The organism is Streptomyces sp. HSS9-12 (assembly GCF_054963655.1).
Map to the genome: position 1 here is coordinate 22,176 of NZ_JBUEGC010000039.1, position 26,117 is coordinate 48,292.

Here is a 26,117-nt window from a genome sequence, read left to right on the forward strand (position 1 = left end):
AGGCACCTGCACTGAGAACGCGTACCCGCTGCGCCCCCCACAGTCGACCCCGGAGATCTCGATGACTGCAGTCCAGGCCGTCCCGGTCACCCTCGCGGAGATCGCGCGGATCGCGGGGGTGGGGCGCGCGGCGGTCAGCAACTGGCGCCGCCGGCATGACACTTTCCCCGAGCGGATCGGGGGGACGGACGTCAGCCCGCAGTTCTCCCTCGCCGAAGTGGAGAAGTGGCTGCGGGCGAACGGCAAACTCAAGGACAGCGGAGATCGCGAGCTTCTGTGGCCGCGGTTCGAGGCTCTGGGCAGCCGGGACGAGACCGGGCTCGCGATTGCGCAGGCCGGACGGCGGATGCGTGGCGGCCGGGGGCGGGCGAGCGGCCCCGAGTTGTCGGAGCAAGCCCGGGAGCTGGTCACCGAGGCGGCGCGGCTCGGGCGGCGCGCGGGCGCGAAGGACACTTTCGACTTCCTGCTGCAACGCTGGCTCGACGCCCATGTGCGGCAGATCAGCACCACTCCCCCGCAACTGGCGGCCCTGATGGCCCGGATCGCGCTGAGCGCCCAGGCGGATCGTTCCGGCAGACCGCTGACCGTACTCGACCCGGCCTGCGGCACAGGTCATCTGCTCGCTGCCGCGGCGCAGGCACACCCGGCGGGCCCGGTGGTCCTGGCGGGCTGCGACCGGGACCCGGCACTCGCCGCCCTGGCCTCCGCACGACTGGCCTTCGACATGGACGGCTCCGACGCCTCAGTGGACATACAGGTGAGCGACTCGCTACGAGCCGATCCGCATCAAGGTCTGACGGCCGACGTCGTACTGTGCAATCCGCCGTTCAACGAGCGCGACTGGGGCTACGAGGAGCTGGCCACCGACCCGCGCTGGGCGCACGGGCTCCCACCGCGTACCGAACCGGAACTCGCCTGGGTGCAGCATTCCCTGGCCCATCTGCGCCCCGGTGGCACGGCCGTCGTGCTGCTGCCGCCGGCTGTCGCCGCCCGCAAGGCGGGCCGCAGGATCCGCGGCGCGCTGCTGCGCACTGGATTGCTACGGGCCGTGGTCGCCTTGCCGCCCGGGTCCGCCCAGCCGCACAGCGTCTCGCTGCATCTGTGGCTCCTGCGCGCACTTTCGGGCGCGGGAAGCACGGAGAACGGTGGCGACGTGCTGCTGGTCGACGGGGCGCGGTACGGCAAGCCCGGGGGCAGGGAGCCCGGTCCTGACTGGGAAGCGCTGAGCGCCTTCGTGACGTCCGCGCTCGACGCGTTCGACAGCCCCGGGGCCGCGCTGCCCGAGGGGGCCGCCACAGTGCCCCTCATCGACCTGCTGGACGATGAAGTGGACCTCACGCCGGGGCGGCACGTCTCCTCCGTCCCGGACAGCACCGGCCCCTCACTGGCCGACAGCTGGAAGGAGTTCGGCACCGTTCTGGCGGGGCTGCGGGAAACCGGCGCCGTACTCGCCGGTCTGGACGTGGACAGCGACGAGGCCGGCCGGCACCCGACGGCCACCGTCGCGGACCTGGCACGGGCCGGTGCCCTGACCCTGCGCGGCGGACAACAACCGCCGGACGGCACTGTCATGAGCGGCGAACCCGCCGGGGACGGCGTCCCGCTGCTCACAGTGACGGATCTGCTGACGGACGGCACACCCGGCGCCTGGGTCGCCCCGGGCGACGCACCAGCGATCGTGGAAGACGGCGATGTCGTGGTCGCCGGAGTGATCCGGGCCTTCCGCGCCTGGGTGCACCAGGGTCCTCCCATAGCGCTCGGCCCGCAGTTGCACGCGTTGCGCGTCGACCCGGCCAAGCTGGACGCTCATTTCCTGGCCGGCTGTTTGCGCGCTCCCTCCAACAGCCGCCAAGCGGGCACCCACGCCTCCAGCTCGTCCCGTGTGGACGTCCGCAAGCTGCAGGTGCTCCAACTGCCCCTGGAGGAACAGCTCCGCTACAGCGGCGCCTTCCAGCAGGTCATCGGCCTGGAACGGCTGCTGGAGCGGCTGAGCGGTCTCGGGGCCGGGTTGGTCCATGAGCTCAGCGACCGGCTGGTGGCAGGAGGCCTGTCAGCGGGTCGCTGACCGGCGCCTACTGCCAGTCGGTGTCGGCGCAGCGCTCGGTGACGTCCACCTCCACCTCGCGGCGCACCCACGCCGCCCGGCAATGCCCCCTGTTCTGACATCGCGTCACCGGATCCTGCCGACCGCTCTTCGGAGCCGGCGGCAGGTTCGTAGGCTTGTCCCGCCGCGCACCGTCCCCGACAGCCCGAGGAGACCATGCCCAAGCTCGCCATCTCGGAGGAGTTCTTCGACGAGTACGACCGCCTGGAGAAGCACGTCCGCAGCGGAGTGCGCGATGCGGTCCGCATGTTCCAGCGGCTCACGGTCGCCCAGCTGTACGCGGGCAAGGGTCTGCACCTGGAGCAGCTGGAAAATGCCCGCGACCGGCGCATCCGGACGATACGCATCACCAAGTTCCACCGGGGGGTCGTCCTCGCTCCGGACGACGGTAGCGACACCTTCCTCCTCATCCGGGTCGCCCCGCACGATGACGCGATCGCCTGGGCCTGCAAGCGTGTCTACTCGGTGAACGCGGCGACCGGCGCCCTGGAGGTACGCAACGTCGAGGCGCTGGAGGCCATGGAGCCGTTCTTCGAGGACAAGGCCCAGTCCGAGCCGACGCGTCTCTTCGCGGCACATTCCGACACCGCGCTGCGTGATCTGGGGCTGGACGAACACATGCTGCGCCTGGCCCGGCTGTGCACCGACCGCGACGATCTGCGGATGATCGCGCCGCCGCTGATGCCCGCCGACCAGTACGAGGTGCTCGAGTACCTCGCCGAGGGCTTCTCGCCCGAGGAGGTCTGGGACCAGCTGATCACGGCCGGCCGCCCAACGGCCCGCCCGTCCGGCGAGCGGGACCCCATCGGCATCGGTGAGGCGATCCGCAACACACCGAACCGCATCGTCGAAGTCACCGGGGCCGACGAACTGGAGCGCGTGCTCACCGCCGACTTCGCCCGCTGGCGCGTCTTCCTGCACCCTACGCAGCGGCGCGTCGCCTACCACCCCGGCTACAACGGTCCCGCCCAGGTGACCGGCGGACCCGGCACGGGCAAGACCGTCGCCGCCCTGCACCGCGTACGGCACTTACTGCGGGCCGACCGCGAGGGGGCCGGGCGCATCCTCCTCACGACGTTCACCAACGCGATGGCCGACGCCCTGCGCGAGAATCTCGCGCTGCTGCTCGGCGAGGTGGACGCGCCACTGCTCTCCCGCGTCGACGTCACCACTGTGGACTCGCTCGCCTCCCGGGTGATCCGCGAGGCGCGCGGCAGTGTGCCGAAGCCGCTGACGGCCGCCGCGGAGATGAGCGTCTGGGCGAAGATCCGCTCGCGGCACGGGCTGAAGTGGTCCGAGCAGTTCCTCTCCCAGGAACTGCGGCATGTCCTCCTCGCCCAGGACCTCAGGACCCCGGAGGAGTATCTGCGCTGTGTCCGCCGCGGGCGCGGCACCCCGGTCGGCCCGGTGCGGCGGGCCCAACTGTGGCGCCTCACAGAGGAGTTCACGGCCACGCTGGCCTCGCGCGGTACCGCCACCTACACCCAGCTGTGCGCGCAGGCAGCCCGTATCCTGCGGGAGCAGGGACCGCGCTACCGGCATGTGGTCGTGGACGAGGCCCAGGATCTGCATCCGGCCCAGTGGCGCGTGCTGCGTGCCTGCGTCGCGCCGGGACCCGACGACATCTTCCTCGTAGGCGACCCCCACCAGCGGATCTACGACTCCCGGGTCTCCCTGAAATCGCTGGGCATACCGATCACCGGCCGCTCGGCACGACTCCGGCTCAACTACCGCAGTACAGAGGAAATCCTGAGCTGGGCCATGTCCCTGCTGGACGGGCAGCGCATCGAACGGCTCGGCGAAGACGACGAGGACGGCGAGCCCGACTCGCTGGCCGGCTACCGGTCCGAACTGCACGGCCGCACTCCCGTCGCGCGCGGCTGGGCGACACAGGACCAGGAACTCACCGCCCTGGTGGCACAGGTGCGGGCCTGGACCGAGGAGGACGGCGTGCGGTCCTCCGAGATCGCGGTGTGCGCGCGCTTCAACACCCTGGTCGATGCGGTGATCGCTCGGCTGAAGCGCGAGGGCATCCCTGCCGTCGCGGTGAAGGACGCCCCCGGCCCGTCGGTCACGGGCGTGCGGGTGGCGAGCATGTACGCCATGAAGGGGTTGGAGTTCCGCTGCGTGGCCGTAGTCGGGGTGAACGCCTCCGTGCTGCCGTTCCCGCCCAAGATCACCCCGGCGGAGGTCGATCCCGTCCAGCACAGGTCCGATCTGCTCGCTGAGCATTGCCTGCTGTTCGTCGCCTGTACCCGGGCCCGGGACGCACTGGCGGTGTCATGGCACGGCGAGCGCAGCCGCCTCCTCGACCCGGTGGCTGGTAGGTGAGATCACCGTGACCGCCACCCCGCCTGGCCGCACCGCTTGCTGACGCTGCTCGCGGTGGATGCCGCAGCTTGAGCAACGGCGGCCGCTGACCGGATCGAACGTGACTGGCTACCGACACGAAACAGCCGCGATTCGCCTCGGGCCGGCGAGAGCAGCGGGCCCGGGAGGCCCCGCCGGAGGGGGAGAATTGCAGCATGACCGAGCGCAAGCCGCCCGGCGTGAGCTTCGAGTTCTGGGCGGAGAAGCAGATCCGCGAAGCTGCGGAGCGCGGCGAGTTCGACAACCTGCCCGGGATGGGCCAGCCCATCCCGGGCCTGGGCCAGCCCTACGACGAGGACTGGTGGATCAAGCAGAAGATGCACCGGGAGGGGGCCTCCTTCCTGCCGGCGACGCTCGTTCTGCGCAAGGAGGCCGAGGACGCGCTCGCCGCGGCGTCGCAAGCCTCGTCGGAGACGGAGGTACGGCAGATCATCACGCGTATCAACGAGAAGATCGCCGAGGCCATGCGGAAGCCGCTCTCCGGTCCTCCACTTGATCTGGTGCCCTTCGACGTGGAACGCATCGTCCGCGCGTGGCGCGAGCAGCACCCGTGCTGAGCTCCCCCGCCGGCATCCGGGGTGTCCGGTCCGGGGCAGCCGACCGGCGCGACGCCGATCGGGCACGGCCGGGTGACGCCGCGGGTGCCCACCGCGCAGACGCGCACCGCCCCTCCCCGCCGCACCCAGCTCAGGCGCGTCGCACCCCCGGGTGCCGCAGCGGGGGCCGCGACGGCACTCTGGACGGTGAGGAGACGTGATGCGTACCAGCGAGGACATCTATAACCAGGTCCGCTGGGACCCGCGGTTCGACCCCGCCCGGTTCGTGCTGGGCATCAGGCAGCGCGGGGCCTCCCCCGAGCGCATCCCGCTGCTCGACTTCGTACCCGGCGGCGACATCCCGTGGCACCGGGTGCTGTTCATCGAGGCAGACGGCGAGGTGATCTGGGACCGCGCCACGCATGTGGACCGCATCGATGCGTCGGACGCCGGGCGGGTACGGGACCCGGCAGCCAGCCCGTACACGGAGGGCGCGCCCGGGCCAGTCTCACAGAGTGACTCACCTGCCCCGGGGGACCCGTACGTATCGGACCAGTACAGCGTGGAAGCACACCTGGGCTTCGGCGGAAGCGACCCCACCGGCGTCTTCGACGTGTCGCCGACGGCCCGCACAGCGCTGGCCTGGCTCCCGCCCCAGGTGCTGTGGCCGCCGATCCAGGACATCCGCCGGGAGCACGATCCACAGATCCGCCGTTGGCCGCCGCATGTCAATGTGCTCTTCGGTTTCGTACCGGAGTCGGACTTCGAGCCGGCGGCCCCGCTGATCGCCGCGGCGGCGGCCGAGACGCCGGTCTTCACCGCCCGGCTGCACGGAGTGCACACCTTCCGGCACCGGCACTACGCCACCGTATGGCTCGACCCGGCGGCGGCCGGCACCGCGCCGTGGGCCCGCCTGTACAGCGCGCTGGAGCAAAGGTTCCCCCGCTGCCACGGGCGCGCCGAGGGCTTCACCCCGCACCTGTCCCTGGGCCGGACGCGGGATCCACGGCGGGTCGCGGCCGAGTGCGCTGCCCGGCTCGACACCATGACGGCGACGGTCGGGGAGCTGGTCCTGCTCTCCCGCCGGGCCGGCGAACCGATGCGGCCGCGGGGCACGGTCGCTCTGGGCACGGGCGAGGTGCGCTGGCTGCCCGAGACCGGCCCCGGTGCGCCGACCGCATAGGACGCGGCCCGAGAGACCCGGCCCCAGCAGCGCTCCGCCCCCTCCTCGTAGTCTGGAGTGCCGGGCAGGGCGCGCAAGGTGCGCTGCTGGTCCGGGTCGGCCCGCTGCAGCGTCAGGGCGACCAAGGCGGTGTGTTCGGTGTCGCAGATCGTCCAGAGCCGGATCACCAGTCCCGGCTGGGTGCCAAGTTTTTGTCAGGCCGTCGGCTGAAGCGGTCTTCCTCCAAGTCGGCCAGTGCGGCGGCCAAGGCGACGGCGAGATCTCCGGCCCCTGGTCTCCCGGTCTGAGTCGACGAGGCATCCGACTCGAAGTCCACTTCCTCGGCATCAGGTTCATCCGAGTCAGGTTCCGCCGGGTCGGCTTCCCCAGCATCAGGTTCGTCCGAGTCAGGTTCCGCCAGGTCGGCCGTCGTGGCGACGGCATCGAGCCGCACCCTGGCCCCCGCCCGCAGTGCGGCCGCCTCCCGGGCGCCGAGCCCGGCCAGTCGGGCGACGCCGTCCACGGCCCGGGCCGTCACATATCCCTCGGGTTCCGCGTACCGCCGCAGCAGGTCTCGCACCAACTCATCCCGGCCGAACACATTTTCTGCACGATTCCGTGCAACCTTTCGCACATCCGGAAGGTCCGCTTCTACGTGCACTTCCGAGTCCGTGACGGTCAGTCCCAGCCGGGCAAGCTCTCTGCGCAGCCGGCCCCGCTCGGCATCACCGAGCCCCAGTGCGCGGACCTGTGCCGCGAAGACAGCCCCTGGCACAACGCCATCGACTGCGGCATGCCGAAGCCGAGTGAGCAACTCACCCAGGGCGGCCTTCATCCCCGACACACCGGGCGTGTTGACGGATTGATGCCTCACTCGCCCACCCCCCAGCCCCGATTACACGCCAGAGCGTAGATTTAGCTCGTGTACGTTGTCAACATGCCATATCCCGCACGGAGTTGGCTTTGCGCGTGTACGGTAGTGACTGCCGCCCGCTCCGCTCTCCCTACGACGGACGTTCGGCATCAGGTGCAGGGGGGCACGTTCCGCCACGGGGCCGTGCGAAGGGACAAGGGGACCGGAATGAGCCACCAGTTGGTCGATGGCAGGTTCCGCATCGGGCACGTCATCGGCAGAGGCAATATGGGCGAGGTCCACCGGGCCGAAGATCTCCAGGCCGCCATGGGCACGCCCGATCGGACGGTCGCCGTCAAGACCATCCTGCGCCGCCGTACGGGCACTCAGATCGACACCAGCGCCGACCCCAAGGCGGTAGAACGCTTCGCCCGCGAAGTACGCATCATGCGCCGTCTCGATCACCCCAACCTCACGCGGCTGATCGACGGCGGAGTCGCCCAGGACAATGACGGCTTGCCCTACCTCGCCATGGAGTTCCTGAACGGCGAGACGTTGAAGGACCTCATCGCGGAAGAGGCTCAGATGCCTGTCTCCTGGGCCGCCGCCCTCGGGGCCCAGATCGCCCACGGCCTCGCCGCGGCGCACGCGGCCGGCATCGTCCACCGCGATCTCAAACCCGCCAATGTCATGCTGACCCAAGGCGGTACGGTCAAGGTCCTCGACTTCGGCATGGGCCGCATCGTCGACGACTCCGACGAGGCCCGGCTGACCAGCACCGGCGTGAGCGTGGGCACCGCCCGCTACATGGCTCCCGAGCAGTTCCTGGCCAAGCAGGTCACGCAGGCCGCCGACCTGTACGCGCTGGGCTGTGTCCTGTACGAAATGCTCGTCGGCGTACCCCCGTTCACCAGCGAGTCCCCGTACGAACTCGCCCGCAAGCACGTTGGGGAAACCCCGGCGCCCATCACTGTGATCCGCGGCGAGATCCCCGCCGAACTCACCCGGCTCGTCGACCGGCTGCTCGCCAAGGACCCGGCGGACCGTCCGGTGGATGCCGTGGCCGTCCGTGACGCGCTGCTTCCGCTGGCCGAGCGGGACGAGGCCACCCCACAACTGCCGCACTGGAGAGCCCTGGACCCGACTCGGGCCGTGCGCGGTTCCGGCGCCCCGGCCTCGAAGCGTCCGGGCGCCGCCCCGGAGCCCGTGCCGGTGACCGCTTCAGGTACCGGGATGGATGTCTTCGGCGTCCACAAAGCGCTCATCAAGGAGTACCGCTCCTTCACCGAGGGCGGCACCGTCATCCGCGACGACCGCATCGCCGCCTTCGTCGAGGAGGACTTGAACGCCAAGTCGCAGTGGCCGGACCCGTGGCTGTCGCTCAACCCGTTCTTCCAGGGCGGCGGCACGGTGGTGGAACTGGCGGGGCAGGGCGTGCTGCACGAGGAGTGCGCCCGTATCTTCCAGGCGAACAAGACCAAGGACGGAACGGTCTGCGACGGCCGCCCGCTCACGCTCCACCAGCACCAGCGCGAGGCGATCGACGCCGCCCGGTCGCGGGCCTCGTATGTGCTGACGACCGGCACCGGATCCGGCAAGTCGCTCGCGTACATCGTCCCGATCGTCAACAAGGTGCTTCAGGAGCGGGACGCCGAAGGGCCCAATGCCCGGATGGGGGTCCCCCCGGCCGGAGGCCGGGGGAGGGTGCGCGCGATCATCGTCTATCCGATGAACGCGCTCGCCAACAGCCAGCTCAAGGAGCTGGAGAAGTATCTGCGCGACGGCTACGGCGCGGGCCGCGAGCCCGTCACCTTCGCCCGGTACACCGGCCAGGAGGACGACGAGAAGCGCAAGGAGATCCGCGACAATCCGCCGGACATCCTGCTCACCAACTACGTGATGCTGGAACTGATGCTGACCCGCCCCGCCGACCGGGCCAGCCTCATCAAGATGGCCCGGGGCCTGGAGTTCCTGGTCTTCGACGAGCTGCACACCTACCGCGGCCGGCAGGGCGCCGACGTGGCCCTGCTGATCCGGCGGGTCCGTGAGGCCTGTCAGGCGCGGGATCTGCAGTGCATCGGTACGTCGGCCACCATGTCGACGGAAGGCACTGTCGACGACCAGAAGACGGTTGTCGCCGACGTGGCGAGCACCCTCTTCGGTACGACGGTCCGCCCCGAGCACGTCATCGGCGAGACCCTGGTCCGCGCGACGGAGCCGGCGCCGGACACCGTCTCCGCGGAGCGGCTCACCGCCCCGGCCGCCCCCCGCGCGTACGCCGGCCTTGTACGCGACCCTCTGGCCCGCTGGATCGAGACGCGATTCGGCCTGGCCACGGACGAGGCCACGGGGCGCCTGGTGCGTCAGCGGCCCGCGAAGATCGAGGACGCGGCGAAGGAACTGGCCGAGGAATCCGGAGTCGACGAGCGCGAGTGTGCCGCCGCGATCCGCGCCACGCTGGAGGCGGGTTCCCAGGCCAGGCATCCGGTGACCGAGCGGCCGTTGTTCGCCTTCCGGCTGCACCAGTTCCTCTCCAAGGGTGACACCGTGTACGTCACCCTGGAGGACAAGCTCACCCGCCACCGCACCCGCTCCTACCAGATCGAACAGCCGAACAGCGGCGGCAAGCTGCTGATACCCCTCGCGTTCTGCCGGGAGTGCGGTCAGGAGTACCTGACGGTATGGCGGAACGACAAGGACGGCGAAGTCCGGTACGAGGCGCGCCGCGACACCTCCGCGACCGGCGGGCGGCAGGGCGACGGTTATCTGTACGTCGACCACGACCGGCCGTGGCCGGCCAACACCCAGTACGCGGTGGATGACCGCCGGCTGCCCGAGTCCTGGCTGGAGCTGGATGAAAAGGGCCAGGAGGTCGTCAAGAAGTCCTACCGTGACCGGGTGCCGCGCGCCGTCACCGTCGACCCTCTCGGCTACGAGGGCCGGGGCGAGCTCCAGGCCGCCTTCATCCCCTCGCCCTTCCTGTTCTGCCTGCACTGCGGTGTGGCGTACGAGCAGACGCGCGGCAAGGACTTCGCGAAGCTGGCGACGCTCGGCCAGGAGGGCCGTTCCTCGGCGACCTCGCTCATCTCCGCCTCGGTGGTCCGGTCGCTGAAGTCGGTGCCGGAGGAGGCCCTGGACAAGGAGGCGCGTAAACTCCTCACGTTCGTCGACAACCGGCAGGACGCATCCCTCCAGGCGGGCCACTTCAACGACTTCGTCCAGATCACGCAGCTGCGTGGCGCGCTCTACCGGGCGGCCGTGGACGCGGGCGCTGACGGCATCCACCACGAGGAGCTGGCCTCGGCGGTGACCAACGCGCTCGCCATCGATCCGGCCGACTACACCGGCGAGAGCGATCTGCCGCCGTCGCTCGCCCGCAACGCCGCCAAGACGCTCCGCGACGTGATCGCCTTCCGCCTCTACCTCGATCTGGAGCGAGGCTGGCGCATCACCATGCCCAACCTGGAACAGACCGGCCTGCTGGAGATCGACTACGAGGACCTGGCCTGGGTCGCGGCCAAGCAGGACCGGTGGGAGGGCACGCACCAGGCGTTGCGCGACGCCGACCCGGCTCTGCGCGCCGAGATCATGAGGGCGCTGCTGAACGAGATGCGCCGCTCCCTCGCCATCGACGTCTCCTACTTCCGTGACGACTTCGACTCGCTCCAGCGGGCGAGCGAGGAGCGTCTGGTGGACCCGTGGGTTCTTTCGGCTGCCGACAAACCGAGGGTCGGCACCGCCTATCCGCACCCGTCCGGCCGGGGGCTGGACCGCTCCAGCCTCTTCCTGTCCGCGCGGGGCAAGTTCGGCAAGTACCTGCGGCGCTCGGACCGGTCCTTCAAGGAGCTCGACACCGGCGATCTCCAACTGGTGATCGAGCACCTGCTGAAAGTCCTGGCCAAGGCCGGCCTGGTGAAGGAGGTCTCCGACGCTCCGCAGCGCGCGGGCCGCTACCGCAAGCCGGCGGGCCCGGCCACGACCGGTTACCGGGTGGCGGCACAGTCGCTGATCTGGCGTGCGGGCAAGGGCGAGACAGGTACGCACGACCCGCTGACGCGCACCTACCAGAGCGGTGACGGTCCGCGCGTCAACACCTTCTTCCGCGATCTGTACAAGGACGCCGCGGCCGCCCTCTCCGGCCTGTTCGCGCGCGAGCACACGGCCCAGGTCGCGCCCGACGAGCGGGAGAAGCGGGAAGAGGCCTTCCGCAAGGCCGAGTTGAAGCTGCTGTACTGCTCGCCGACGATGGAGCTGGGCGTCGACATCTCCTCGCTGAACGCGGTGATGATGCGCAACGTTCCACCCACGCCGGCGAACTACGCCCAGCGCTCGGGCCGTGCGGGACGCAGCGGCCATCCCGCCCTCGTCACCACGTACTGCGCGACGGGCAACAGCCACGACCAGTACTACTTCCGCCGCTCGGAGCGCATGGTGGCGGGCGCGGTCGCCCCGCCGCGCCTGGACCTCGCCAACGAGGACCTGGTCCTCTCCCACCTCCAGGGCATATGGATAGCGGAGGCTGGCCTGAACCTGGGCCGCGCGATACCCGAGGTGCTCGATGTGTCGTACCCGGACACCGGTGACCGTCCGGACCCGGCTCTGGAGTTGCAGCCCGACATCCTCGCCGCCTCGCTCGACAAGGAGGCCCAGCGCCGCACCGTCGACGCCGCGCTGCGCGTCTTAGGCCCGCTGCTTTCCGACTTCGCCGAGACCACCTGGTGGCACGACGACTGGATCCAGGACAAGGTACGGACGGTCCCGGAGCGATTCGACAACGCCTTCGACCGCTGGCGGCAGCTGTTCCGTGCCGCGCTCGACGACCAGTACATCCAGAACAAGCGCCGCCTCGACTACAGCCTCACCGAAGGCGACCGCAACCGGGCCAACACGCGTCGTCGCGAGGCCGAGACACAGCTGAACCTGCTGATGAACGAGAGCGTCGACAGCAAGTCCGTGCTCTCCGACTTCAACCCGTACCGCTATCTGGCGTCCGAGGGCTTCCTGCCCGGCTACAGCTTCCCGCGCCTCCCGCTCGCCGCGTACATACCCACCATCGGCCGCCGCCGCGGTGAGGGCGACTACCTGCAGCGGCCCCGCTTCCTCGCCATCCGCGAATTCGGCCCCGGTGCGCTGATCTACCACGAGGGCGCCCGCTACCAGGTGACGCGCATCCAGCTCCCGCCGGACTCCTCCGGTGACCTGGCGACCAGCGAGGCCCGGCGCTGCGCGCAGTGCGGCTACCACCACGACCCGGAGCAGCGCGAGGACCGCTGCGACATGTGCGGGGAGCCCCTGGGTGCCGCGACCTACGGCCTGCTGCATCTGCACACCGTGTACACGACCCGGCGTGAGCGGATCTCCTCCGACGAGGAGGAGCGGCGCCGCGCCGGCTTCAAGCTGGAGACGTCGTACCGCTTCCACGACCACGGCACCCGCAGGGGCCGCCTGAACGCGTCCATCGGCGACACCTCCGGCGCGCCGATCGCCGAGGTGACGTACGGCGACTCCGCGACGGTCCGGATCACAAACACCGGCCGGGTGCGCGCCAAGAGCGACGAACCGGCGGGCTACTGGCTGGACCTGGCCGATGGCCGCTGGATGAACGACAAGGACGCCGCGGAGGCGTCGGGCGATTCGAGCGAGCTGCCGTTGGTCGACCCGGACGGCAAGGAGCGGCGCCGCAAGAAGCGGGTCATCCCGTTTGTGGAGGACCGCCGCAACATTCTCGTCGTGACCCTCGACGAGCTGCTGCCGGAGCCGGTCGCGCTCTCCGTGATGTACGCCCTTGAGCGGGGCATCGAGGCCGCGTTCGAGCTGGAGGACGTGGAGCTGTCCAGCGAGCTGCTGCCGCCGGACGGCGGTCCCCGGGGCCGCATCCTGTTCATGGAGGCCGCCGAGGGCGGCGCGGGTGTCCTGCGCCGACTCCAGGCCGAGAAGGACGCTCTGGCGAGGGCGGCCCGGCAGGCCCTGGCCATCTGTCACTTCGACGAGAACGGCAACGACCTGGGCGGCCCGCACCCCGACCGGCCTTGCGCGCTCGGCTGCTACGAGTGCCTGCTGACATACGGCAACCAGCTCAACCACACGCTGGTCAACCGGCACTCGGCGCGCGACCTGCTGGTGCGGCTCGCGTCGGCGACAGCACACCGCGAGTCGCGCGGGGAGTCGCGTACGGAGCAGTACCGCCGGCTGCTCGACCAGTCCCCCGCCGGGCCGACGCCGGTCGAGACATCGGCCGCCGAGCTCGCGGCGCAGGGCGACTTCCTGGGCTGGGCGAAGGCGCGCGGACTGCGTCTGCCGGACGAGTCCGGCACGTTCCTCACCGCGGCGAACGCCACCCCGGACTTCGTGTACCGGCTGCCCGGCGTGAACCTGGCCGTCTTCGTCGACTCCCCGGACAAGGAGCAGGACACCTTCCGGGACGAGGAAGCCGAGGACCGGCTGTTCAACGCCCGCTGGGACGTCGTGCGCTTCCCGCACGGCGCGGACTGGGATGCCATCGCCGCCGCCCACACCCGCTACTTCGGCACCCCCGCCGCCCACTGAGCCCGCTCACCACGAGGACTTGACGACTGATATGGCACTCACGTACTCCGCCGGATCCCTGGTGACGGCCCGTGGCCGCGAATGGGTGGTGCTCCCCGAGAGCGAGCCCGACCTGCTCGTACTGCGCCCCCTGGGCGGTTCTGACGACGACATCGCCGCCGTATTCCCGGCGCTCGAAGAGGTCAGGGGCGCCGAGTTCGCTCCGCCCGAGCCGGGCGATCTCGGCGACCAGCGCGCGGCGGGCCTGCTGCGCATGGCCCTGCGGATCGGCTTCCGCTCGGGCGCGGGCCCGTTCCGCTCGCTCGCCGGCATCGCGGTGGAGCCGCGCGCCTACCAGCTCGTGCCGTTGCTGATGGCCCTGCGCCGGCAGACCGTACGGATGCTCATCTCCGACGACGTCGGCATCGGCAAGACGGTGGAGGCCGGCCTGATAGCCGGCGAGCTCCTCGCGCAAGGAGAGGCGACGGGCCTGGCGGTTCTCTGCTCCCCGGCGCTCGCCGAGCAGTGGCAGCAGGAGCTGCGCTCCAAGTTCGGCATCGACGCGGAGCTGGTCCTCGCCTCCACGGTCTCCCGTCTGGAACGCGGCCTGGACCTCGGTCAGTCCCTGTTCGACAAGTACCCGCACGTGATCGTCTCGACGGACTTCATCAAGTCCACGCGCCACCGCGACGACTTCGTCCGCCACTGCCCCGACCTGGTGATCGTGGACGAGGCGCACACGTGCGTGGCCGCCGACGACACCTCGGCCGGCTCGCAGAACCAGCTCCGCTACGAACTGCTGCGCCGCGTCGCCGAGGACGCCACCCGGCACCTGCTCCTGGTCACCGCGACCCCGCACAGCGGCAAGGAGTCGGCGTTCCGCAATCTGCTCGGTCTAGTCAAGCCGGAGCTGGCGTCGGTGAACCTGGACTCGGAGGCCGGCCGGAAGCTCCTCGCGCAGCACTTCGTGGCGCGCAAGCGGGCGGACGTCCGGCAGTACCTCACCAAGGAGGACGGCCTCAGCGACGACTCCCTCGCCGAGCGGACCGCGTTCCCCTCGGACCGCTACTTCAAGGACGAGACGTACAAGCTGTCCCCGGCCTACCGCGCCCTGCTCGACGACGCGATCGCGTACGCGAGTGAGCGCGTCGAGGCGGCCGACAGCCAGGGCAGGCGTGAGGCGCGCATCGCCTGGTGGTCGGCCATCGCGCTGCTGCGGTCACTGGTGTCGTCGCCGAGGGCTGCCGCGCAGACGCTGCGGACCCGCTCGGCCGCGGCGGTGGCGGCGTCGGCGGAAGAGGCCGACCGGCTTGGCGCCCCGCTGACCAGCGACTCGGCGGACAGCGACGCGCTGGAGGGCATGGACGTGGCACCCGGTGCGGAGACCGAGCAGAACGCCGGCTCCCGGCTGGCCGAACTCGCGGACCGAGCGGCTCAGTTGGAGGGCCCGGAGCAGGACCTGAAGCTGAAGGCGCTCATCAAGCACCTCAAGGCGCTGCTCGCCGATGGCCACAACCCGATCGTGTTCTGCCGCTACATACCCACCGCCGAGTACCTGGCCGCCCAGCTGGCGAACGACCCGGAGACGAAGAAGCGGGGTCCGCTCGGCGCGAAGACCGTGGTGAAGGCGGTCACCGGCACCCTCTCCCCCCAGCAGCGCGTGGAGCGCATCGAGCAGCTGGCGACGGAGGCCGGGGAGGATGCCGCCGCCCGCCGCGTCCTGATCGCCACCGACTGCCTGTCTGAGGGCGTCAACCTCCAGCACCACTTCGACGCCGTCATCCACTACGACCTGGCCTGGAACCCGACCCGCCACGACCAGCGCGAGGGCCGCGTCGACCGCTACGGCCAGAAGCGGGACCAGGTCCGCGTCATCACCCTGTATGGCGACGACAACGGCATCGACGGCAAGGTCCTCGAGGTCCTCATCAAGAAGCACCGGCAGATCAAGAAGGACCTCGGCATCTCCGTCTCCGTCCCCGACGAGATGTCGACGGGCGTCACGGACGCGATCGTCGAGTGGCTGCTGGTACGCGGCCGGCAGGGCGAGCAGCAGGCCCTGTTCGAGTCGGACTCCTTCCAGCAGAGCTTCGTGGACCTGGAGAAGGACTGGAACTCGGCCGCCGAGCGCGAGAAGACGTCCCGTTCACGGTTCGCGCAGCGCTCGATCCACCCGGAGGAGGTGGCCCGCGAGGTCGCCGCGATCCGGGAGGCGCTGGGCGGCGCGGGTGAGATCCACACCTTCGTACGGGAGTCGCTGGGCGCCCTGAACGCGGTGATCCGCGGGCACGGCGACGACGACTTCACCGCCGAGGTGGGCGGCACGCCCGCCGGTCTGCGGGACGCGCTGGCGCCGGTCGTCGGCGCGGAAGTCATCGAGAAGGACCGCCCGATCCCGTTCCGTACCGACCCGGCGGTCGCGCGTGGCGAGGCGGCCCTGGTGCGGACCGACCCCGTAGTCGGCGCGCTCGCGGCCCACGTCCTGAACGCCGCCCTGGACACCCAGGCCGACGGGGCACGCCCGGCCCGCCGCTGCGGCGTCATCACCACCGACGCGGTCACCACACGCACGACGCTGCTCCTGGTGCGCTACCGCTTCCACCTCACCCTGCCGTCCCGCAGCGGCGAGAAGCAGCTCGTGGCGGAAGACGCCCGGCTGCTGGCCTTCCAGGGCTCCCCGAAGAACGCGGTGTGGCTGCCGCAGGAGGAGGCCGTGGCCCTGCTGGACGCGTCCGCCTCCGAGAACACCGACCCGCACTTCGGCGAGCGCACCATGACCCGGATTCTCGGCCAGCTCCCGGAAGCCTCGGCGTACTTGGAGGCGTACGGCGACGAGCTGGCCGCCGAGCTGGACGCCTCCCACCGCCGGGTGCGGTCCGCGTCGGGCGAGATCGTCCGGGGCCTGTCCGTTACGGCCCAGAAGCCCGCCGACATCCTCGGCGCGTACGTCTATCTGCCCGCCGCACCTGCCGCCGCCATCGCCGGTTCCGCTGCTTCCACCGCTTCCGCTGGAGTGTCCGCCTGATGTCCGCCACCACCCGTAACCAGGTGTTCTCCGCCGTCCACACGGTCGGCGCGCTGCTGCCGGCCGACATGCTGGTCCGGATATCCGAGGGCAAGGACGTCCCCGGCGCCAAGCCCGCCGACTACGGCCTGCCGTCGTCGCGTTCGGTGCGCGACGAGGCCGAGCGCAGTTGGGAATACCTCAAGCCGCTCTGGCGCGAGCTGCGCACCCGGCTCCCCGAGGACCCGGAGACGGGTCTCCCGACCGCCGACCCGACGGGCATAGCCCAGGCCGACTGGCTGGCACCGTTGTGGCGGGAGCTGGGCTTCGGGCGGCTGACGCCGGTCGGGGCGGCGGGCGTCGCGGCCGACTCGGACGCGGAGAAGAGGTTCGAGGTCTCGCACCGCTGGCGGCACGCCCTCATCCACCAGACGGCTTGGAACGCCGACCTGGACAAGCGTCCCGGCGGCGCGGGCACGGTTCCGCCGCAGTCGATGCTCCAGGAGTGCCTGAACCGGACGGAGGCGCACCTGTGGGGGATTCTCACAAACGGCCGGCAAGTCCGACTGCTGCGCGACTCCAGCGCGCTGGCCACCGCCTCGTATGTCGAGTTCGACCTCGAAGCGATCTTCGACGGCGAGCTGTTCAGCGAGTTCGTGCTGCTGTACCGGCTGCTGCATGTGTCGCGGTTCGAGGTCGCGGAGGACGCGGCCCCGTCCGCCTGCTGGCTGGAGAAGTGGCGCACGGAGGCCATCGCCTCGGGGACGCGGGCGCTGGACCAGCTCCGCAAGGGCGTCCAGACGGCGATCACCACGCTCGGCACGGGCTTCCTCCGGCACCCCGACAACCGCGAGCTGCGCGAGACGCTGGGCGTCAAGACCTTCCACTACGCGCTGCTGCGCCTGGTGTACCGGCTGCTGTTCTTGTTCGTGGCGGAGGATCGGGAGGTACTGCTGTCTCCCGAGGCGGACGAGACGGCCAAGGACCGGTACACCAAGTATTTCTCCTCGGCCCGCCTGCGCCGCCACGCCCAGCGACGCCGGGGCACCACGCACGGCGACCTGTACCGGGCCCTGCGGTTCGTCCTGTCGGGGCTGGGGAACGATGACGGCCGCGGGGAGCTGGGCCTGCCGGGGCTGGGCGGCATCTTCGACGACACGGAGGCGGACAAGGTCCTGCACGGCCTCTCCCTGTCCAACGAGCCGCTGCTGGAGGCGGTGCGCGCGCTGTCGATCGTGCGCGACACCAACTCCAAGCGGAACCGCGTCGTCGACTACCGCCACCTGGACGCGGAGGAGCTCGGCTCCATCTACGAGTCCCTGCTGGAGCTCGTCCCCAAGCACAACGCGAGTGAGCGCATCTTCGAGCTGGTGGAGCTGGCGGGCAACGCCCGCAAGACCACAGGCTCGTACTACACGCCGTCCTCGCTCATCGACTGCCTGCTCGACTCCGCCCTCGACCCCGTGATCGACGACGCGGTCAAGCGCGGCGAGATCCGCGCGACGCGCTCCGGCCAGCCGGACCCCCGCGACGCCATCGTGGAGGAGCTGCTGTCGCTGACGGTCTGCGACCCGGCTTGCGGATCCGGCCACTTCCTCGTCGCCGCAGCGCGCCGGATTGCCAAGCGGGTCGCGGCCGTGCGGGAGCAGAACCCTGAGCCGACGATCGACGCCGTACGGCATGCGCTGCACGAGGTCGTGGCGAAGTGCATCTACGGCGTGGACCTCAACCCGATGGCGGTTGAGCTGGCCAAGGTCTCGCTGTGGCTGGAGGCCCTGGAGCCGGGCAAGCCGCTGGGTTTCTTGGACGCCCACATCAAGTACGGCAATGCGCTGATCGGGGCGACCCCGGCACTGCTGGCCGGGGGAATACCGGACGACGCCTTCGAGCTAGTCGAGGGCGACGACAGGAAGATCACCTCGGCTCTGAGGAAGCGGAACACCGCTGAACGCGGCGGCCAACTCAGCTTCCACACCGAAGACCGCATCTGGGTCTCTAACGCCGCCTTCGCGGCGAGCCTGCGCGACATCACCACCGCCCGGGCCGACACCCTGCGCGACATCCGGCTCCAGTCCAGCCGTTTCCGCGACCTGGAGCAGGATGCGGACTACCTCTGCGCCCTCCAAATCGCGGACGCCTGGTGCGCCGCGTTCGTCTGGCCCAAGATCCAGGGCGCGCCAACCCCTGTCACCGATGGAGTTTTCCGCGACCTTCAAAGTCCGGGCGCAGGCATACCAGTGAGCACGAACGAGGAGATCATCCGCCTCGCCCAGCAGTACAAGTTCTTCCACTGGCACCTGGAGTTCCCGGAGGTCTTCCACGTCTCGCAGAACGGCCAGGGGGCATCCGCGCCGGGCTGGGCAGGAGGATTCGACTGCGTCGTCGGTAACCCACCGTGGGACAGCGTGGACTTCCGCGAGCAAGAGTTCTTCGCCCAGCGCGCGCCCGAAATCGCCAAGGCATCGCGTACAGCTGTGCGTAAGAAGATGATTGAGGGGCTCAGGGGCTCGCCAGCTACGCTCCCACTGTACGAGGAGTTCCAGGCAGGCAGGCGCAAGGTGTACGCCGAGAGTCACTTCCTCCGCCATTCCGGCCGGGTGCCGCTTACAGGTCAAGGCAACCTCAACACATACTCTGTCTTCACCGAGACGGACCGCATCCTGCTCGGGCCGAACGGGCGGGCGGGCGTTATCGTCCCTACCGGAATCGCCACAGACGCGCGTACGCAGTACTTCTTCAAGGACCTAGTGCGGGCTGGGTCGATCGCGGCACTGTACGACTTCGAGAACGCGGCCCCACTCTTCACCGACGTCCACCGCTCATTCAAGTTCAGCATCCTGTCCTTGGCGGGCAGCGGGCAGCGCGAATCGGCTGCACGATTCGCTTTCTTGCTGCATGATCCAGCGGAACTCGATAGTACCGACAAGAGATTCACGCTGACTCCTGGAGAAATCAGGCTGCTCAATCCGAACACCGGGACACTTCCAGTATTCCGTTCCCGACGGGATGCAGAAATCACCTTGGGTATCTATCGACGAACCGCTGCCCTGGTGCAAGAGGGCGAATCTCGCAGGAATCCATGGGGAGTGTCCTTTCTGCGCATGTTTGACATGGGCCACGACTCGGCCCTACTCAACCCCCGCGAGGACCTCGAAGCCTCTGGCTGGGTGCTCGACGGGAACACGTTCGCCAAGGATGGAGCACGCATGCTCCCACTCTACGAGGCGAAGTTGCTCCACCTCTACGACCATCGGTGGGCCACATACCAAGAAGACGGCACGACCCGTGACCTCACCTTGGAGGAGAAACAGGATGCAGGGTCGGTGGTACTACCCAGGTACTGGGTCGCAGAAGATCATGTGACCAAGGCCGTCACCGACAAGCATTGGAGCCATGATTACCTCCTGGGTTTTCGCAAGATTTGTCGCGCAACCGACGAGCGAACCGCCATCGCCTTCGTGTTCCCCGTGGGAGGTCTCGGCCACTCCGGCAGCTTGCTCATGCCGTGCGCTGAAGGGCCAGCAGCTCTGCTATACGTCAACGCAGCCTCGCTTGTGCTGGATTACGTCTTGCGGCAGAAGCTCAGCGGAACAAATCTGAACAACTTCCAGTTTGAACAACTCCCATTCCTGAAGCCCATGGACGTCACTCCACACGGCGACTTCATCGGCTACCGAGCCCTTGAGCTCACTTATACAACAGATGACATGAAGGGATTCGCAACCGATCTCGGAGACAGCGGGCCCCCCTTTCGCTGGGACGAGGGCCGCCGCCAGGTCATCCGCGCCGAGTTGGACGCTCTCTTCTTCCACCTCTACGACATCTCCCGCGACGATGCCGACTACATCCTCGACACCTTCCCCGTCGTCCGCCGCAAGGACGAGGCCAAGTACGGCTCGTACCGGACCAAGGAGCTGATCCTTGCCGAGTACGACCGGATGGCCGCAGCGGGCGTAAGCCTGGAGAACCCGTTGGTGGACGCCGAGAACTACACCTCCACCCTCACCCCGCCCCCGGGCCAGGGCCCGCGACATCCGGCGCAACCAGAGGCGGTTTAGCACTCCGCTTCCCCTGTTCCCTCCGGCACGGCCGGACGCCGGCTCACGGCCGAGGACAGGACCGTGCACGCAGGAGAGCGTGCAGCAACAAATAGGGGGGCCAATTGGCCGGGAACAGACCTCTGACGGAGCAGGAGAAGAAGGACGCCAGGAAGGGAAGCGCGATCATCATCGCGGGCCTTCTTCTCATTGGCGGGTGCACCGCCGCTTTTCTCCGACGGAGACGACAGCAAGAGCAACTCCAGCGCCTCATCCACCCATGTTGACGTGTCGGAGTCGGAGCCCAAGAGCATCCACCTTCCCGACTTCACAGGACAGGAGCTCCAGGAGGCACAGGACAACGCGCAGCACCTGAGCATCTACAACCTGAGCGAGGAAGATCTCTCCAGCGCGGACCGCGTTCCCGTGTGGGACCGGGGCTGGCAGGTCTGCTCGCAGGACCCACCGGCCGGTACATCCATAACGGACGACGAGACTCTCACGTTCGAGGTCGTACGCAACGATGAGAGCTGCGACGACCCCGACGGGCCCACGGACGACTCCAACGTTACCGACGACATCAGCGACGACTCTTCGAGCGACGCCGGAGTCGATGCAACAGCGACACCGCCCCGGATGACCCACGGACACTTCAGGCAGCAGCAGTTCTGTTGGGAACCGGCTGGCGGAGGACGAACAGGGACCGGTTACCGCGTACGGCTGAGCCCGTGGAGGGGGCGGGCTCAGCTGTGCGCGACGAACTGCACGAACTGCGCCCACTCATCACGGCTGACAGTGAGGAGAGGGCCGTCCTTGTCCTTGGAGTCACGTACGCGGACGGCCTCATCAGTGACGGCGACCTCCACGCAGTCGTCCCCCTGCGTGCCGCTGTAGCTGGACTTGAACCAAGCGAGTTCCGTCGTGCTCATAGCTCTCCTCGCAGTCGCTCCAGCAAGCCCCGCGAGTCTTTGGGGTTCAGGGCCTGCGAGCGCAGTGTGTCATAGCGCTGGTGGAGCAGGCGCACCTCTTTCGGGTCAGCGATGAGCCGCCCGTTCTGCTGCCCCTCCGAGTACGCGAAGCGCCGCCCGTCGGAGGTCTCCAGCAGCCGCACCGGACCGTCTAGGCAGGCATGGATCTCGGCGTCCAGCGGCACGACTTGAAGCGTCACATTGCGCCGCGCCGTGAGCTTCAGTACGTGCTCGAAGAGGCCTCGCATCACCCCCGTACCGCCGAGCCTCCGACGAAAGACAGACTCCTCCACGATGAAGCTGAACGGGACATTCGGCCGCTCGTACTGCATCTTCTGCCGCTCCAGACGGGCGGTGACTTGGGCTTCCAACTGCTCATCCGTCAGCAGTGGGATGCTGTTGTCGAATACCGCCCGCGCGTACCCCTCCGACTGCAACAGCCCCGGCACCAGCCTGCACTCATACGTACACAGGCTCACCGCCACCTTCTCCAGCCGGGCCCACCGCCGGAACCACGCCGCGAGCCCCGGCTCGCCGCGCGTCAGGTGTCTCGCCGCCTTCCGCAGTGCGCCCGTGTCGCCCAGGGCATCCTCAGCCCGCTCCACGAAGGACTCATCGGGCATCCGCCGACCCAGCTCCACCGACTCCACGGTGTGCTTGGAGAAGCGGACCCTCTCCGCGAACTCGACCCGGCTGAGCCCCGCGTGCTCGCGCAGGGCCTGGACCACGGCCCCGAAGGTCCGGAGACTGTCCGAAGGATCGGGCTCCCGCTCCCAGTCGGCTTCTCCCGGCGCACAGGCATGGTCAGTCGTCATACGCGGCCCCCTCCAGGTGCTGTACGTGCGATCTCCCCGCGCTCAACTCACCCAGCGTGAAGGAACCATCGACGTACCGTCCACCAAACGTGCCCGTACGCTGACGCAGCGTACGGGGTGCGCCGCTGGCCCACGCCCCTGGCCGACCGCCACCGTGGCCTCATGAGCGCGACCACACCCCAACTCCCCCTCGCCGTTCGAACCTTCGCCCAGCAGCTGTCGTCCACGCGGCGCGGGGCCCGTCTCGCCCGGTTGCTCACCGTCGAGCAGCTCCGCTCCTGGGCGATGCCGCCCGGTGCCACCCCACGCGCCGAGCAGATCGTCGCCGAGCTGGCCGCCAACGCGGCGCTGCACGGCCGCGTACAGGGCCGGGACTTCCGTCTCGCTCTCACGCTCGACACCACGACGGGCACCCTCCGCATCGCGGTCACCGACGCCCGCGGCGAACAACGCCCACAGCTTCCGGCGGACTTCGAGACCCCACCCGACGCGGAATCGGGCCGCGGACTCGTCCTAGTCACCGCCCTCGCCGACCGCTGCGGAACCGACGCGTACCCTCCCAGCGGCAAGACGGTCTGGGCTGAGCTTGACCTCGAAGGCCGGTGACTCAGCGTTCGCCGCGCACCGGGCGGCGCTCCAGACCGACCGGCTCAGGACTGCATCGGCTCCCAGCGGTATGCCTCAACAGCCTCCCCGTACGGCAGCAGCAGCGGCTCAAGCTCCGTCCGCACCAGGTCGGCGTCACCCGGCGGCAGGGTCAGCGATGCCCGCCGTATGCGCACGCTCCACGCGGCCGGGTCGGGGAACACCGAAAGGCGTGGCACCAGGTCACGCAGGACAAGCCCGTCGCGGAACCGGGCCAGGCCGGACACCTCCAGACGGCAGCCTTCGGTGAAGGTGCGTTCCCCGAAGACGACCGGCTCCTCCAGAACCCGTACAGGGTCGGCGACTGAGGCCCGGCCGATGACGCGTCCGAGGTCGCGAGTCGGGTTCCTGAAACAGCCCCTCGTGGTGTAGATGAAGATCTCGTCGCCCGCTTCCAGCGTCCGAGCCGCCTTGGAGCGCCCGGCGGGGAAGGCCATCCGCTGTTCGGTCACCACCCAGCTCAGGGCGGCACGGTCGCCGTTGATCAGGAGGTGCGTGGACGGCATGCCGATCACGATAGCGAGGCGGCCGCCCATTCGGCGCACTGACGACTCCGCTTCGCCAGACGCACGGTCTACGGGTCATGCGGCCGTGGACACGTCGCCTGGGCAGCCCCGAGCGGTCCGCCCCCGACGGCCGGCTCACAGACCGGCTCGCGCCAGCAGGGTCGGCAACGCCCCCGGCTTCACCTTCTGCACAGACCGCACCTGGCCGAGTTCCAGCTCGTCCCGGCCCACCGGGTTGCGGTACAGCGCGTCAGTCGCCTCGGGCAGCAAGGTCACGCTGACCCGGTAGGGGAAGTCGGGGTCGTCAGAGTCCTCTTGAGGTTCCTCGTCGACCTCGGCCACCGCAGCGACTGCCGATTCCGGGTGGCTGAAGAAGATCCACAGGCGGTCCCCCGGATTCATGCGGTTGCGCCGGCTGAGCCAGAGGTCGAGCTCGGGCTCCTCTTCCTCCCCTAGGTGCTCATGGGATTGAGATTTAAACAATTGTACGAAAAGGGGGGGTTGCGGTTGCATCATGCGCGGCACGACACGCACCACAGATTGGGGGAATCTTCGTGCAGGTCCGTACAGGGGTGGCATCCGCTGCCTTAGCTGGGCTGTTGACCATCGGAACAGCTGTCCCAGCACACGCAGACTCCCGGGGAGCCGGCGTCTTCGGCACCTACGGCGACAGGGTCCACATCTCCAGCTCTTCGCCCCGAACCGCCTCAGCACACGGCTGGTGGAGGAAGTTCAGCGGCGACGGCAGCAAGGCCAAGGTCACTGTCTGGTTGCAGATGAGGACCAGGTCAGGGAGCCGATGGCACACCGTCGCCAAGGGGGCGAAGAAGATCAAGCCTGCGCGGCCCGGTAGCCGAAAGCCGAGCGCAACAGCGCGGAAGAAGTGCGCCAACCACAAGAGGCGCCAATGGCGCAGTCTGATCGACGTCGACATCATTGGTGTCGGCGACTCGCCGGAGAAGGCATACACCAGGACCGCGACGCTGCGCTGCGGCGTGTGAATTGAACGACGTGGAGCCGGTTGGAGAGGCCGTCATGCATTGTGGAACAACTGTCGGAGTGCACGGGGTCCTCAACCGGCATCCATGGCTTCAGAACGTCAGCGTGGACGAATTCCGCGAGGCCGTGCTGGATCTTGCCCTGGTGCGCGGGGATGCCTACGGCTGGCATGCTCCCTACGGTTGGCGCACCGCAGGCGGAAAGAAGATCTTCCACGAGCCAGACCGCTGGCTGGAATGCGACAAGGGCGGTGACTGGTCCGGCGGTGGTGAGGTCCGCGAGCTGGCGTGGATGCGGGCTGACATTCCCGAGGATATTCGCCACCCTCGTCTTCCCGTTCTTCCGATGACGCGAACGCTGGTCGATGCCCTGGGCCGGGTGGGTGACGTGACCTTCACCGCGCTGTGTGCCTACCTTCCTTTGCAGATCACCGCGGGGGACGCGTCCGGTGATCTGGAGGACATGCGGGAATGGTTTTCCCTGGCTGCCCCGTCCACGTCGGTCGATGTCCATGTAACGGTTTCCGCGGCTCCGTCTGTGGCATGGGGCTCTCCGGGCGAGCCTGCGCGTGTGCACCACGCTGTCCGGGAACGTCTTGGGGCGGCAGCCGAGGTGGAGGTGTCGCCGGTGGCCGATGTCTCGCATCTCGCGCGCCGCGGGACGAGCCGGGAACTGTTGGAGGGAACGCGGCGGGTAGTGCAGTTGTTGTTCCACACGCGTGAGTGGTCGCCGGATGTTGCGGTATGGCTCGTCGAAGTGACCGGTGATGCTTTGCGGGCGACAGGTCACACGACGCCCGTCGTGGTGACAGCTTCCCTGGCATCCTCGCCCATCCGGACTTGACGGCCCTCCGATTCTGTCCGGCATCCACTGGGTTATCACCGGCGACGAGTCCGGCCCCGGTCACCGGCCGTACAAGACGGCCCTCGTGGCAGGGCGTATCCTCACCCGGGATCCGTATGTCACTCCGGGCCAGGAGTTGCGGCTCGCTGTCGGCGGCTGAACGACCGCCAGGCCGTCGCGGTACGGAGGCTCTTCTCGCAAGCCGCAGGCCAGCGCGGAACCCGGCCCTGGCCGAGCGGAGTGACGGACTGCGCTGAGCGACCGCGGCACCATCACCCTCACCGCGGCGGCACCCTGCCCTCAGAGAACAAGCCCCGCCTACCGCTCAGTCCTGCGTCGGCGCCGTACCTGTGTCGGGGGCAGCCGGCGGCGGAGGCGCCGGCGGGATGGGGAAGGAGATCCCGGAGAAGTCCCGGCCCTGCAACACCGGCCCATGCTGGACTCCGCCGCTGATCGTGTTGTGCACCTCACCTTCGCCGGTGCGCACCAGCTTCGCCTGCTCGTGCCACTGCCGCAGTCCGGTGTGGAAGTCCGCGTCCAGCACGGCCCGCACCGCCAAAGCCGTACTCAGTGCGTGCGCGCGCTCCGGATCGGCCGGGTCTTCCTCCAGCCCAGCCAGCTCCGCCGCCCCAGAACTCACTGCCGGGGCACCGGGGGAATCGCCCTGGCCGCGTAGGAACGGTCGCCGCACCAACGAGCTCAACCCCGCCCACGCCTGGCGGCCCACTTCACCACCGGCACCCCCCGCCA

Annotated in this window: 15 protein-coding genes and 2 pseudogenes; 11 read left to right on the top strand and 6 right to left on the bottom strand. The window is 69.3% G+C overall.

The window, feature by feature from the left end; all coding sequences use genetic code 11:
- Positions 1-61 precede the first annotated feature (61 nt).
- The 4 genes and pseudogenes from ACY34J_RS20395 to ACY34J_RS20410 form a co-directional block, all read left to right on the top strand.
- Complete coding sequence (locus ACY34J_RS20395; RefSeq protein WP_462727944.1) at positions 62-2,065, top strand: N-6 DNA methylase; 2,004 nt, start codon at positions 62-64, stop codon at positions 2,063-2,065.
- Positions 2,066-2,260: 195 nt separating this feature from the next.
- On the top strand, positions 2,261-4,435 hold the full coding sequence (locus ACY34J_RS20400) for a UvrD-helicase domain-containing protein (RefSeq protein WP_462727943.1): 2,175 nt from the start codon (positions 2,261-2,263) through the stop codon (positions 4,433-4,435).
- Positions 4,436-4,629: 194 nt separating this feature from the next.
- Positions 4,630-5,031, top strand: coding sequence for a DnaJ family domain-containing protein (locus tag ACY34J_RS20405; protein WP_462727942.1), 402 nt, complete (start codon positions 4,630-4,632; stop codon positions 5,029-5,031).
- A 199-nt stretch (positions 5,032-5,230) separates the two neighbouring features.
- A pseudogene (locus tag ACY34J_RS20410) lies at positions 5,231-6,184 on the top strand (RNA repair domain-containing protein); the annotation flags it as partial.
- A gap of 172 nt (positions 6,185-6,356) precedes the next feature.
- Here the strand turns inward: ACY34J_RS20410 and ACY34J_RS20415 are convergent.
- Positions 6,357-6,773 (bottom strand): hypothetical protein, encoded by a 417-nt coding sequence (locus tag ACY34J_RS20415; protein WP_462761968.1) that lies wholly within the window; start codon positions 6,771-6,773, stop codon positions 6,357-6,359.
- A gap of 480 nt (positions 6,774-7,253) precedes the next feature.
- On the opposite strand from ACY34J_RS20415, the gene ACY34J_RS20420 reads away from it, so the two are divergent.
- The 4 genes and pseudogenes from ACY34J_RS20420 to ACY34J_RS20435 form a co-directional block, all read left to right on the top strand.
- A complete protein-coding gene (locus ACY34J_RS20420; protein WP_462727940.1) occupies positions 7,254-13,571 on the top strand; it encodes a protein kinase domain-containing protein in 6,318 nt (2,105 codons plus the stop codon).
- Between the two features lie 31 nt (positions 13,572-13,602).
- The gene (locus ACY34J_RS20425; RefSeq protein WP_462727939.1) at positions 13,603-16,575 is read left to right on the top strand and encodes a helicase-related protein; all 2,973 of its coding nucleotides are present in this window, start codon (positions 13,603-13,605) and stop codon (positions 16,573-16,575) included.
- Entirely contained in the window at positions 16,575-20,612 is a 4,038-nt protein-coding gene (locus ACY34J_RS20430) for an Eco57I restriction-modification methylase domain-containing protein (protein WP_462727938.1), read from the top strand. Before ACY34J_RS20425 ends, ACY34J_RS20430 begins: the two co-directional genes overlap by 1 nt.
- Positions 20,613-20,879: 267 nt before the next feature.
- Positions 20,880-21,092 (top strand): annotated as a pseudogene (locus ACY34J_RS20435) (PASTA domain-containing protein); the annotation flags it as partial.
- A 242-nt stretch (positions 21,093-21,334) separates the two neighbouring features.
- Here the strand turns inward: ACY34J_RS20435 and ACY34J_RS20440 are convergent.
- Positions 21,335-21,520 (bottom strand): DUF397 domain-containing protein, encoded by a 186-nt coding sequence (locus ACY34J_RS20440; RefSeq protein WP_462727937.1) that lies wholly within the window; start codon positions 21,518-21,520, stop codon positions 21,335-21,337.
- The gene (locus ACY34J_RS20445; protein ID WP_462727936.1) at positions 21,517-22,374 is read right to left on the bottom strand and encodes a helix-turn-helix domain-containing protein; all 858 of its coding nucleotides are present in this window, start codon (positions 22,372-22,374) and stop codon (positions 21,517-21,519) included. The genes ACY34J_RS20440 and ACY34J_RS20445 overlap by 4 nt, the downstream gene beginning before the upstream one ends.
- Positions 22,375-22,536: 162 nt before the next feature.
- On the opposite strand from ACY34J_RS20445, the gene ACY34J_RS20450 reads away from it, so the two are divergent.
- Positions 22,537-22,980 (top strand): ATP-binding protein, encoded by a 444-nt coding sequence (locus tag ACY34J_RS20450; RefSeq protein WP_462727935.1) that lies wholly within the window; start codon positions 22,537-22,539, stop codon positions 22,978-22,980.
- Between the two features lie 44 nt (positions 22,981-23,024).
- Here the strand turns inward: ACY34J_RS20450 and ACY34J_RS20455 are convergent, their stop codons facing one another.
- Both ACY34J_RS20455 and ACY34J_RS20460 read right to left on the bottom strand, forming a co-directional pair.
- The gene (locus tag ACY34J_RS20455) at positions 23,025-23,525 is read right to left on the bottom strand and encodes a hypothetical protein (protein WP_462727934.1); all 501 of its coding nucleotides are present in this window, start codon (positions 23,523-23,525) and stop codon (positions 23,025-23,027) included.
- Positions 23,526-23,660: 135 nt separating this feature from the next.
- Positions 23,661-23,927, bottom strand: coding sequence for a hypothetical protein (locus ACY34J_RS20460; protein WP_462761969.1), 267 nt, complete (start codon positions 23,925-23,927; stop codon positions 23,661-23,663).
- Positions 23,928-24,301: 374 nt separating this feature from the next.
- Here ACY34J_RS20460 and ACY34J_RS20465 point away from each other — a divergent pair, with 374 nt between their 5' ends.
- Complete coding sequence (locus tag ACY34J_RS20465) at positions 24,302-24,526, top strand: hypothetical protein (RefSeq protein ID WP_462727932.1); 225 nt, start codon at positions 24,302-24,304, stop codon at positions 24,524-24,526.
- A gap of 103 nt (positions 24,527-24,629) precedes the next feature.
- Positions 24,630-25,367, top strand: a complete 738-nt coding sequence (locus tag ACY34J_RS20470; RefSeq protein WP_462727931.1) for a hypothetical protein — start codon at positions 24,630-24,632, stop codon at positions 25,365-25,367.
- Between the two features lie 325 nt (positions 25,368-25,692).
- On the opposite strand, the gene ACY34J_RS20475 is transcribed toward ACY34J_RS20470, so the two are convergent.
- A complete protein-coding gene (locus ACY34J_RS20475; RefSeq protein WP_462727930.1) occupies positions 25,693-26,007 on the bottom strand; it encodes a hypothetical protein in 315 nt (104 codons plus the stop codon).
- Positions 26,008-26,117: the final 110 nt, after the last annotated feature.

What these genes read in the sequence shown, in the direction of transcription:
- ACY34J_RS20395 (WP_462727944.1), top strand. Translation starts at nt 62, where the DNA reads ATGACTGCAGTCCAGGCCGTCCCGGTCACCCTCGCGGAGATCGCGCGG.
- ACY34J_RS20400 (WP_462727943.1), top strand. Translation starts at nt 2,261, where the DNA reads ATGCCCAAGCTCGCCATCTCGGAGGAGTTCTTCGACGAGTACGACCGC.
- ACY34J_RS20405 (WP_462727942.1), top strand. Translation starts at nt 4,630, where the DNA reads ATGACCGAGCGCAAGCCGCCCGGCGTGAGCTTCGAGTTCTGGGCGGAG.
- ACY34J_RS20420 (WP_462727940.1), top strand. Translation starts at nt 7,254, where the DNA reads ATGAGCCACCAGTTGGTCGATGGCAGGTTCCGCATCGGGCACGTCATC.
- ACY34J_RS20425 (WP_462727939.1), top strand. Translation starts at nt 13,603, where the DNA reads ATGGCACTCACGTACTCCGCCGGATCCCTGGTGACGGCCCGTGGCCGC.
- ACY34J_RS20430 (WP_462727938.1), top strand. Translation starts at nt 16,575, where the DNA reads ATGTCCGCCACCACCCGTAACCAGGTGTTCTCCGCCGTCCACACGGTC.
- ACY34J_RS20440 (WP_462727937.1), bottom strand. Translation starts at nt 21,520, where the DNA reads ATGAGCACGACGGAACTCGCTTGGTTCAAGTCCAGCTACAGCGGCACG.
- ACY34J_RS20445 (WP_462727936.1), bottom strand. Translation starts at nt 22,374, where the DNA reads ATGACGACTGACCATGCCTGTGCGCCGGGAGAAGCCGACTGGGAGCGG.
- ACY34J_RS20450 (WP_462727935.1), top strand. Translation starts at nt 22,537, where the DNA reads ATGAGCGCGACCACACCCCAACTCCCCCTCGCCGTTCGAACCTTCGCC.
- ACY34J_RS20455 (WP_462727934.1), bottom strand. Translation starts at nt 23,525, where the DNA reads ATGCCGTCCACGCACCTCCTGATCAACGGCGACCGTGCCGCCCTGAGC.
- ACY34J_RS20460 (WP_462761969.1), bottom strand. Translation starts at nt 23,927, where the DNA reads ATGAATCCGGGGGACCGCCTGTGGATCTTCTTCAGCCACCCGGAATCG.
- ACY34J_RS20465 (WP_462727932.1), top strand. Translation starts at nt 24,302, where the DNA reads ATGAGGACCAGGTCAGGGAGCCGATGGCACACCGTCGCCAAGGGGGCG.